Origin of the sequence: Streptomyces sp. NPDC050997 (assembly GCF_040660135.1) — a bacterium.
Classification (GTDB): domain Bacteria; phylum Actinomycetota; class Actinomycetes; order Streptomycetales; family Streptomycetaceae; genus Streptomyces.
Genome location: NZ_JBFAGK010000023.1, coordinates 146,802 through 156,666, shown reverse-complemented (window position 1 = coordinate 156,666; position 9,865 = coordinate 146,802). Strand labels below are relative to the sequence as shown.

Genomic DNA, 9,865 nt, shown 5'->3' with positions numbered 1-9,865 from the left:
CTGGCGCGGAATCGGTTTCTTGGTGAGTGGGCGGTGTTGACGCGCCAGACGCTGCGGGCGGACACCCCCGTCCCGTCCCCTTGCCGCCGTGGGCGGGTGCGGCCACCACTGCGACATCGGTCCGGCGGTCGGCCGTTCTGATCTCCGTGCACTCGCGGGGGCCTCCGACGGCGGGGGTCTGGGGGCGGCAGCCCACAGGGCAAGGTCCGCTTCTTGTCCCACCGAGTCGGGTGGGTGTGCTGGGCGAGAACGGGGGTCTGGGGGCGGAGCCCCCAGGGCGCTCGCACCAGCGCGGGGTGCCTGGAAAAGCGGCGTCAGCGCAGCGCAGCGTTCCGCTCTCGAACATCCGCGCGTCACGAGATAGCCTCCGCCCATGGCAAACGGGCAGTGGTATCCCCGGGACTGGCCTGACCTCATCCGCGCTCTCGCGGACGGCACGCTCGCCCCGGTCACCCCCAGGCGCGCGGCCACGGTGATGCTCCTGAAGGACGCGGAGACCGGCCCCGCGGTCCACATGCTGCGCAGACGGGCCTCCATGGCCTTCGCGGGCGGCGCGTACGCGTACCCGGGCGGCGGTGTGGATCCCCGCGACGACGACCACCACGTCCGCTGGGCGGGCCCCACGCGCGCGTGGTGGGCGGACAGGCTGGGCGTGGCGGAGGCCGAGGCCCAGGCGATCGTCTGCGCGGCCGTACGGGAGACGTACGAGGAGGCGGGCGTCCTGCTCGCCGGCCCGGCCCGCGACTGCGTGGTCGGCGACACCACGGGCCCCGACTGGGAGGCCGACCGTGCCGCCCTGGTCGCCCGGGACCTCTCCTTCGCGGAGTTCCTGGAGCGCCGCGGCCTGGTCCTCCGCTCGGACCTGCTGGGTGCCTGGACCCGCTGGATCACCCCGGAGTTCGAACCCCGCCGCTACGACACCTGGTTCTTCGTGGCCGCGCTCCCCGAGGGCCAGCGCACCCGGAACGCCTCCACGGAAGCGGACCGTACGGTGTGGATCCGACCGGCCGAGGCGGCGGCGTCGTACGACAAGGGCGAGCTGCTGATGATGCCGCCCACCATCGCGACCCTGCGCCAGCTGACGCCGTACGCCACGGCCGCCGAGGCGCTCGTCGCGGCGCCCGAGCGCGACCTGACGCCCGTGCTGGCCCAGGCGCGCCTCGCGGACGGCGAGATCGTGCTCTCCTGGCCGGGGCACGACGAGTTCACCAAGCACATCCCGACCGACCTGCCGACCGGTGGAGCCCCCGCATGACGGACGCAGCAGCACTTCCCGGCCAGCCACGGGGCGGGGTCCTCTCGGGCACCGCCACCCCGCGGGCCGTCAACGTCCTCGCGCCCAACGCCTCCGCCATGACCCTGGACGGGACGAACACCTGGGTCCTGTCCGAGCCCGGCTCCGAGCTGGCCGTGGTGGTCGACCCCGGGCCGCTGGACGAGGGACACCTGCGCGCCGTCGTAGACGTGGCCGAGAAGGCCGGCAAGCGGATCGCCTTCACCCTCCTCACCCACGGCCACCCGGACCACGCCGAGGGAGCCGCCCTCTTCGCCGAGCTGACCGGCACGAAGGTGCGGGCCCTGGACCCGGCGCTGCGGCTGGGGGACGAGGGGCTGGGCGCCGGGGACGTGGTCGAGGTCGGCGGTCTGGAGCTGAGGGTCGTAGGGACACCCGGGCACACCGCGGACTCCCTGTGCTTCCATCTCCCGGCCGACCAAGCGGTCCTGACCGGCGACACCGTCCTGGGGCGCGGTACGACTGTCGTGGCGCATCCTGACGGCCGTCTCGGGGACTACCTGGACTCGCTGCGGCGGCTCAGGTCCCTCACGGTCGACGACGGGGTGCACACGGTGCTTCCGGGGCATGGGCCGGTCCTGGAGGACGCCCAGGGTGCCGTCGAGTTCTATCTCGCCCACCGTGCCCACCGCCTCGCCCAGGTCGAGACGGCCGTGGAGGATGGCTACGGGGCCCCTGCCGAGGTGGTTGCCCACGTGTACGCCGACGTGGACCGGTCCCTGTGGCCGGCGGCCGAGCTGTCGGTACGGGCACAGCTGGAGTACCTGGAGGAGCACGGGCTCATCTGAGGAGACGAGCACGTCGATGAGGTCCCGTCTCGCTGGGAGACGGGACCTCATCGACGTACGGTCAGGGGCGGTGTCAGCGCGAGCGCTTGGCGAGTCGCTCCACGTCCAGCAGGATCACGGCCCGTGCCTCCAGGCGGAGCCAGCCGCGGCCCGCGAAGTCGGCCAGTGCCTTGTTCACGGTCTCTCGGGACGCGCCGACCAGCTGGGCCAGCTCCTCCTGCGTGAGGTCGTGGACGACGTGGATGCCCTCCTCGGACTGCACGCCGAAGCGGCGGGAGAGATCGAGCAGTGCGCGAGCGACACGGCCGGGGACGTCCGAGAAGACCAAATCGGACATCGCGTCGTTGGTGCGGCGCAGGCGGCGGGCCACGGCGCGCAGGAGTGCGCCGGCCACCTCGGGGCGCACGTTCAGCCAGGGCTGGAGGTCGCCGTGGCCGAGGCCGAGCAGCTTGACCTCGGTCAGCGCGGTGGCGGTCGCCGTGCGTGGGCCGGGGTCGAAGAGGGACAGTTCGCCGATGAGCTCACCGGGGCCGACCACGGCCAGCATGTTCTCGCGGCCGTCGGGGGAGGTGCGGTGAAGTTTGACCTTGCCCTCGGTGACGACATAGAGGCGGTCTCCGGGGTCGCCTTCGTGGAAGAGCGAGTCACCGCGCGCGAGGGTCACCTCACTCATGGAGGCGCGGAGCTCGGCGGCCTGCTCGTCGTCGAGAGCCGCGAAGAGCGGGTTGCGCCGCAGAACATCGTCCACGAGTTCTCTCCTTGTCGACCTGCTCAGGGGATCTTGCTCCCCCTGTCTACCAGGGGTCCGTGTTCCCCATTTTGCCGGACGGTCCAAACAGTGTGATCTGTCACAAGGATGCCGCACAGGTGTGCCGGGGTATGCGGCAGGGGTCCAATTGGGGGCCGATCTTCCAGGTCCGGGGCGGATGTCAGTGCCGGGCTCTAGGCTGGCCGGGTGTCCAAATCGCCGGTGAGAGCACAGGCCAAGGGGGCTGTACGGGTGGTGGGGCATCGAGATTCCGCTGTGGGCGAACAGGGCTCCGGCGGCGGTAAGGAAAAGGCAAAAGCGACAAAGAAGGCTCCGGTGAAGAAGGCGACTTCCAAGAAGACTTCCCCGGCGGAGAAGGTCACGGACGTGGAGAAGGCCGCCGAGGCGGAGAAGGCCGACGAGGCGGAGAAGGTCGTCCCGGCGAAGCGGGCTGCTCCGGCGAAGAGGAGGGCTCCGGCGAAGAAGGGGGCTCTGGCGAAGAAGGCCGCCCCGCTGAAGCAGGGTGCCTCTTTGAAGAAGGCGGTTGTCGCGCCCGAGAAGGCCGCCGTCTCGGTCAAGAAGGCGGCCCGGGTGAAGACCGTCGCGGCCGAGCCGCCGAGTGGCGAGTCGCGCACCGCTCTCGTCCGCCGTGCCCGCCGGATCAACCGCGAACTCGCCGAGGTCTATCCGTACGCCCACCCGGAGCTGGACTTCGAGAACCCCTTCCAGCTGATCGTCGCCACGGTCCTGTCCGCCCAGACCACCGACCTGAGGGTCAATCAGACGACTCCCGCCCTCTTCGCCAAGTACCCCACGCCGGAGGAGCTGGCCGCGGCCAACCCGGAAGAGGTCGAGGAGATCCTGAGGCCCACCGGCTTCTTCCGGGCCAAGACCAGATCGGTCATAGGGCTGTCCAAGGCCCTCGTGGAGGACTTCGGGGGAGAGGTCCCCGGGCGGCTCGAAGACCTCGTCAAGCTGCCCGGCGTGGGCCGCAAGACCGCCTTCGTCGTGCTCGGTAACGCCTTCGGGCGGCCTGGCGTGACCGTGGACACGCACTTCCAGCGGCTGGTGCGGCGCTGGCAGTGGACCGCCGAGACCGACCCCGACAAGATCGAGGCCGCCGTCGGCGCGCTCTTCCCCAAGAGCGAGTGGACGATGCTGTCGCACCACGTGATCTTCCACGGCCGCCGCATCTGCCACGCCCGCAAGCCCGCCTGCGGCGCCTGCCCCATCGCGCCGCTCTGCCCGGCGTACGGCGAGGGCGAGACGGACCCGGAGAAGGCCAGGAAGCTGCTCAAGTACGAGAAGGGCGGCTTCCCGGGCCAGCGCTTGAAGCCCCCGCAGGCCTATCTGGACGCCGGTGGGAAACCCGCGCCGCCACTGGGGGCCGGATGACACGGCTCCGGATCCACCCTTGTGCACGTTCCCAGGAACGATCCGGGGACCGTGGGGCGTTGGACCGGGCAGGACGACGGGGGTGGCGATGACGCGCGCGAGCAATACGCGGGGCGGTCCGGTGACGGTCAGCAAGGAAGGCCTGCCGGGCTGGCTCGCTCCGGTGGTGCACGCCGTGGAGACGGTCGAGCCCCTGCAGCTCAGCCGCTTCCTGCCGCCCGCGGACGGCGCGGGGCGGCAGTCCGCCGTCCTGATCCTGTTCGGCGAGGGTGAGCGCGGGCCCGAGCTGCTCCTCATGGAGCGGGCGAGCTCGCTGCGGTCACACGCCGGACAGCCGTCCTTCCCCGGAGGCGCGCTGGATCCGGAGGACGGCGATCCGAAGGGCGACGGGCCCCTCAGGGCCGCCCTGCGCGAGGCCGAGGAGGAGACGGGGCTCGATCCGGCCGGCGTCCAGCTCTTCGGCGTGCTGCCCAGCGTGTACATCCCGGTCAGCGGCTTCGTCGTGACGCCCGTACTGGGCTGGTGGCGCGAGCCGTCCCCGGTGGGAGTAGTCGACCCGAACGAGACGGCGAGGGTTTTCACCGTCCCCGTGGCGGATCTCACGGACGCCGGCAACCGCGCCACGGCCGTTCACCCCAGAGGGCACGCGGGTCCGGCATTTCTGGTCGAATCGGCCCTGGTGTGGGGCTTCACCGCCGGGATCATCGACCGTCTGCTCCACTACTCGGGCTGGGAGCGCCCCTGGGACCCGGAGAAGCAGGTCCCTCTCGACTGGCACGCATGACAGGGTGTCTGCCGTGCTGTGCAAAGTGACGAGGCGAGGCTCGAACCGGTGAATGTGCTGGACATCCTGTTGCTGGTCGCCGCCGTGTGGTTCGCGATCGTCGGCTATCGCCAGGGTTTCGTCGTCGGCATCCTGTCGGTGATCGGGTTCCTGGGCGGCGGTCTCGTCGCGGTCTACCTGCTGCCCGTCATCTGGGACGCGCTGACCGACAACGCCGAGGTCGGCACCACAGCCGCCGTCGTCGCCGTCGTCGTCGTCATCGTCTGTGCCTCCGTCGGCCAGGCCCTGACCACTCACCTCGGCAACAAACTGCGCCGGTACATCACCTGGTCCCCGGCCCGCGCCCTGGACGCCACCGGCGGCGTCCTGGTCAACGTGGTCGCGATGCTGCTGGTCGCCTGGCTGATCGGCTCCGCCCTCGCCGGCACCACCCTGCCGACACTCGGCAAGGAGGTCCGCGACTCCAAGGTGCTCCTCGGGGTCGCCCGGGCGCTGCCCGACCGGGCGGACACCTGGTTCGCGGACTTCTCCTCCGTCCTCGCGCAGAACGGCTTCCCGCAGGTCTTCAGCCCGTTCTCGGACGAGCAGATCACCGACGTCCAGCCGCCCGACCCGGCCCTCGCGAACAGCGCGGTCGCCACCCGCGCCCAGCGCTCCATCGTGAAGGTCATGGGCACCGCCCAGAGCTGCGGCAAGGTCCTGGAGGGCACCGGTTTCGTCTTCGGCGACCGCCGCGTCATGACCAACGCGCACGTGGTCGGAGGCGTCGACGAGCCCACCGTCCAGATAGGCGGCGAGGGCAGGAAGTACGACGCCACGGTCGTCCTGTACGACTGGGAGCGCGACATCGCCGTACTCGACGTACCGGACCTGAGCGCGCCCGCGCTGAAGTTCACCTCGCAGGACGCGACCCGCGGGGACGGCGCGATCGTGGCGGGCTTCCCGGAGAACGGGTCGTACGACGTTCGGGCCGCGCGCGTGCGCGGACGCATAGAGGCCAACGGCCCGGACATCTACCACCGCGGCACCGTCCGCCGCGATGTCTACTCCCTCTTCGCGACCGTCCGCCAGGGCAACTCGGGCGGCCCGCTGCTCACCCCCGAAGGGAAGGTGTACGGCGTGGTCTTCGCGAAGTCCCTCGACAGCGCCGAGACCGGCTACGCGCTCACCGCCGACGAGATCCAGCAGGACATCGTCAAGGGGCGCACCGCGAACCAGCAGGTGGACAGCGACAGCTGCGCACTCTGAGACCGGAGTTCGAGGAACGCGGCCCCAGAGCGGGAGGTCAAAAAAAGGGGGGCGTCAGCCTCGCGGATGACGCAGCCGTACCGAAACCCAGCGGGCTCGGCGGCGCAGGATGCGCGGAATGCCCACCCGCAGGTCCGTGCCGCCCGGCATCGCCGGGGCACCGCCTCGCTGGTGGGAGCTCAGGCTCGAGGCCGAGCGTCGATTGCGTGCTGCGTCACTGTAGTCGTGCGTCCAGCCCATACCTCGACCTTTGCCCCCGCCCCAAGGTCGATAACCGCCCCCAGGGCCCCCAATTGGCCTATGCGCCAGGCAATTGGCTGTTCGTCGGACAGGTGTTCAGGCTCCGGATACCGGGCGCAGCGGCCCGGTCACCGATCGGGTTCGGGATCCTTCAGCCAGTTGACCAGTTCGGTGGAGAAGGCGACCGGGTCCTCCTCGTGCGGGCTGTGCTGTCCCGGGGGATGACCCCCGGACCCCCAGCCGGGCCAGGCGCAGCCGTGCTTCACCGATCGGGTTCGGGATCCTTCAGCCAGTTGACCAGTTCGGTGGAGAAGGCGACCGGGTCCTCCTCGTGCGGGAAGTGCCCCAGCCCGTCGAACAGCCGCCAACGGTACGGCGCTTCGACGTACTCCCCGGAACCGGCCGCGCTGCGCGTACGCATCACGGGGTCGAGGGAGCCGTGCAGATGCAGCGTCGGCACCCGCACCGGACGCTTCATGCGCCGGTTGAACTGGATGCCGTCCGGGCGGGCCAGGGAGCGGACCATCCAGCGGTAGGGCTCGATCGAACAGTGCGCGGTCGACGGGATGCAGATCGCGCGACGATACGTCTCCACCGCCTCGTCGTCCGGCAGCCGAGGGCCCGACCAGTCCCGGATGAGACGGGCGACGAGCGCGCCGTCGTCCGCGGTGAGCTGCCGCTCGGGGACCCAGGGGCGCTGGAATCCCCAGATGTAGGAGCCGGCGCGCGTCTGCTTGACGTCCGCGAGCATCGCCGAGCGCCAGCGCCGGGGGTGCGGCATCGAGGAGACCGCGAGCCGCCGTACGAGTTTCGGGCGCATCGCGGCCGCCGTCCACGCCAGATAGCCGCCGAGGTCATGGCCGACCAGCGCGGCGTCCGGCTCGCCGAGGGAGCGGATCACGCCGGTGATGTCGAGGGCGAGGTTGGCGGGGTCGTAGCCGCGGGGGGTCCGGTCGCTGCCGCCGACGCCGCGCAGGTCCATGGCGACGGCCCGGTAGCCCGCGTCGGCGAGCGCGGTCAGCTGGTGCCGCCAGGTCCACCAGAACTGGGGGAAGCCGTGCAGCAGCAGCACCAGCGGCCCGTCACCCAGCTCGGCGATGTGGAAGCGCGCGCCGTTGGCGGCGACGTCCCGGTGGATCACCTCTTGCCCGCCGGGGATGTCGACACGTACGACCGAGGCTGGTTGCGCCGAAGAGCCGGCGGGGTCCGTCATGAGGATGAGCGTGTCACAGCCTCGACGGCCTTCGTGCCGGAGACCCGGTCCTCCAGCGCCGGCCGCGGGTGCGGCTTGGCCTTCTGCAGGACGCCCGCCGTCTCCTTCATCGACGCGGCGACCTTCTGCGGTCCCTTGCTCTTCTTGGCCTTCTTCGCGAAGACCACGCCGATCAGGGCGAGGAGGCCGGCCACCAGCACGTTGGCCGCGAAGGACAGCAGGAAGCAGACCGCGAGGTTCCAGCCGCTCCAGGTCCGGATGCCGTACGCCAGCGCGAAGTTCAGCATCGGCAGCGAGAACACCAGCACCGCTCCGGCCACCATGAAGGCGCCGCCGCTGGTCGCGCCGCGCTTGACGTCGTGCTTGAGCTGGGCCTTCGCCAGTGCGATCTCGTCGTGCACCAACGCGGACATCTCGGTCGTCGCCGAGGCGAACAATTGGCCGACGCTGCGTTCGGCGCCGACCGGGCTGCCGTCGGGTGCGCTCATCGCGGTCTCCCTCTTCTGCCTGACGTCCGTCGGGCTGGTGCCCGACCTCCGCCCGGCTTGTGCCTGACTGGGAACGGTCCTTTTGTACTGTCCTTTTGTACCGTCCCGTCAGATCATGCCGGACGGCCGTTCTCCTCGCCTGCCCCGCCCGTCACTTCGGCAAGCCCACGTCGCTGGGCGGCCGTCCGTTCGGCTGCCTTCTGTTCGGCGATCCGGCGGTGCTCGGCGGCCTTGCGGTCGTAGATGTCGGCCATCCGCAGGTGGTAGGCCGGGTCGTCCTCCTCGTAGATGTCCGGGATGCCGTCGAGGTCGTCGTCGCGCTCCTCGGCCTCCCACAGCCTGCGGTACTTGGCGTTCCGTATCTTCAGCAGCACCGTCGCCAGCAGGGCCGCGATGACGGACGAGGTCAGGACGGCGGCCTTGACCTCGTCCGTCAGCGCCGCGTCGCCCTCGAAGGCCAGCTCGCCGATGAGCAGCGACACGGTGAAGCCGATGCCGGCCAGTGTCGCCACCGCGAACACGTCCGCCCACTGGAGGTCGTCGCTGAGCGAGGCCCGGGTGAAGCGGGCCGTCAGCCAGGTTCCCCCGAAGATGCCGACCGTCTTGCCGACGATCAGCCCGAGGACCACACCTAGTGTCTCCGGCCGGCCGAACACCTCGCCGAGCGCCCCGCCGGAGAGGGCGACACCTGCGCTGAACAGCGCGAACAGCGGCACGGCCAAGCCCGCCGACAGCGGCCGTACGAGGTGCTCGATGTGCCCGCCGGGGGAGTGCGCCTCGCCCTCGCGGGTCGTGCAGCGCAGCATCAGCCCCATCGCGACGCCCGCGATGGTGGCGTGGACGCCGCTGTTGTACATGAGCGCCCAGTTGACCAGCGCGAGCGGGACGTACACGTACCACCCGCGCACGCCCATCCTCAGCAGCAGCCAGAAGACGGCGAGGCCGACGGCCGCGCCGCCGAGTGCGGCGAAGTCGATCGTGTCGGTGAAAAAGACCGCGATGATCAGAATCGCGAACAGGTCGTCGACGACGGCGAGCGTCAGCAGGAACGCGCGCAGGGCGCTCGGCAGGGACGTACCGATGACGGCGAGCACCGCCAGCGCGAAGGCGATGTCGGTGGCGGTGGGGACGGCCCAGCCCTGGAGCGAGCCGCCGCCGGTGACGTTGGTGAGCGTGTAGGCGAGCGCCGGTACGGCCATCCCGCACAGGGCCGCCACGACGGGCAGGGCGGCCGCCCTGGGGTCGCGCAGATCACCGGCGACCAGCTCACGCTTGAGTTCGATGCCGGCGACGAAGAAGAAGATCGCGAGGAGTCCGTCGGCCGCCCAGTGCGCGATCGAGAGGTTCAGTCCAAGGGCCTCGGGGCCGAGGTGGAAGGTGCTGACGCTCTCGTAACTCTCGTGCAGCGCCGGGACGTTCGCCCAGGTCAGGGCGGCGACTGTGGCGATGAGCAGCAGCACACCACCGACGGTCTCGGTGCGCAGCGCATCCGCCACATAGGTCCGCTCGGGCAGGGACAGACGTCCGAGAACCTTGCGGGTGGGTGTGGTGCGGGGCGCGGCCACGGGGGAGACCTCCGGTCGACGGGCAGGGCGGAACACTTGCCGACCAGACTTCCCGGCGCACCTATATCGCCAATCTACCTAAGATGCGCGAGAAGGAATACG

At 70.8% G+C, this 9,865-nt stretch carries 10 protein-coding genes; 5 read left to right on the top strand and 5 right to left on the bottom strand.

The window, feature by feature from the left end:
- The first annotated feature begins 373 nt into the window (after positions 1-373).
- Together AB0H86_RS36855 and AB0H86_RS36850 are read left to right on the top strand one after the other, a co-directional pair.
- Positions 374-1,255: an NUDIX hydrolase gene (locus AB0H86_RS36855; RefSeq protein ID WP_362449158.1), complete on the top strand. Its 882-nt coding sequence runs from the start codon at positions 374-376 to the stop codon at positions 1,253-1,255.
- Positions 1,252-2,082 carry an MBL fold metallo-hydrolase gene (locus tag AB0H86_RS36850; RefSeq protein WP_362449156.1) on the top strand — a complete coding sequence of 277 codons (831 nt, stop codon included), beginning with the start codon at positions 1,252-1,254 and terminating at the stop codon, positions 2,080-2,082. Before AB0H86_RS36855 ends, AB0H86_RS36850 begins: the two co-directional genes overlap by 4 nt.
- Before the next feature lie 73 nt (positions 2,083-2,155).
- Here the strand turns inward: AB0H86_RS36850 and AB0H86_RS36845 are convergent, their stop codons facing one another.
- A complete protein-coding gene (locus AB0H86_RS36845) occupies positions 2,156-2,830 on the bottom strand; it encodes a Crp/Fnr family transcriptional regulator (RefSeq protein ID WP_356765753.1) in 675 nt (224 codons plus the stop codon).
- Between the two features lie 276 nt (positions 2,831-3,106).
- On the opposite strand from AB0H86_RS36845, the gene nth reads away from it, so the two are divergent.
- From nth to AB0H86_RS36830, 3 genes are all read left to right on the top strand, one after another.
- Positions 3,107-4,225 (top strand): endonuclease III, encoded by a 1,119-nt coding sequence (gene nth, locus AB0H86_RS36840; protein WP_362449171.1) that lies wholly within the window; start codon positions 3,107-3,109, stop codon positions 4,223-4,225.
- Between the two features lie 88 nt (positions 4,226-4,313).
- The gene (locus tag AB0H86_RS36835) at positions 4,314-5,009 is read left to right on the top strand and encodes a CoA pyrophosphatase (RefSeq protein WP_362449154.1); all 696 of its coding nucleotides are present in this window, start codon (positions 4,314-4,316) and stop codon (positions 5,007-5,009) included.
- A 48-nt stretch (positions 5,010-5,057) separates the two neighbouring features.
- Positions 5,058-6,257: a MarP family serine protease gene (locus tag AB0H86_RS36830; RefSeq protein WP_362449152.1), complete on the top strand. Its 1,200-nt coding sequence runs from the start codon at positions 5,058-5,060 to the stop codon at positions 6,255-6,257.
- Positions 6,258-6,311: 54 nt separating this feature from the next.
- Here the strand turns inward: AB0H86_RS36830 and AB0H86_RS36825 are convergent, their stop codons facing one another.
- From AB0H86_RS36825 to nhaA, 4 genes are all read right to left on the bottom strand, one after another.
- Positions 6,312-6,497, bottom strand: coding sequence for a hypothetical protein (locus tag AB0H86_RS36825; protein ID WP_362449150.1), 186 nt, complete (start codon positions 6,495-6,497; stop codon positions 6,312-6,314).
- Between the two features lie 262 nt (positions 6,498-6,759).
- On the bottom strand, positions 6,760-7,710 hold the full coding sequence (locus AB0H86_RS36820; RefSeq protein WP_362449148.1) for an alpha/beta hydrolase: 951 nt from the start codon (positions 7,708-7,710) through the stop codon (positions 6,760-6,762).
- Entirely contained in the window at positions 7,707-8,198 is a 492-nt protein-coding gene (locus tag AB0H86_RS36815) for a phage holin family protein (RefSeq protein ID WP_362449146.1), read from the bottom strand. Before AB0H86_RS36815 ends, AB0H86_RS36820 begins: the two co-directional genes overlap by 4 nt.
- Positions 8,199-8,311: 113 nt before the next feature.
- Entirely contained in the window at positions 8,312-9,763 is a 1,452-nt protein-coding gene (nhaA, locus tag AB0H86_RS36810; RefSeq protein ID WP_362449144.1) for a Na+/H+ antiporter NhaA, read from the bottom strand.
- Positions 9,764-9,865: the final 102 nt, after the last annotated feature.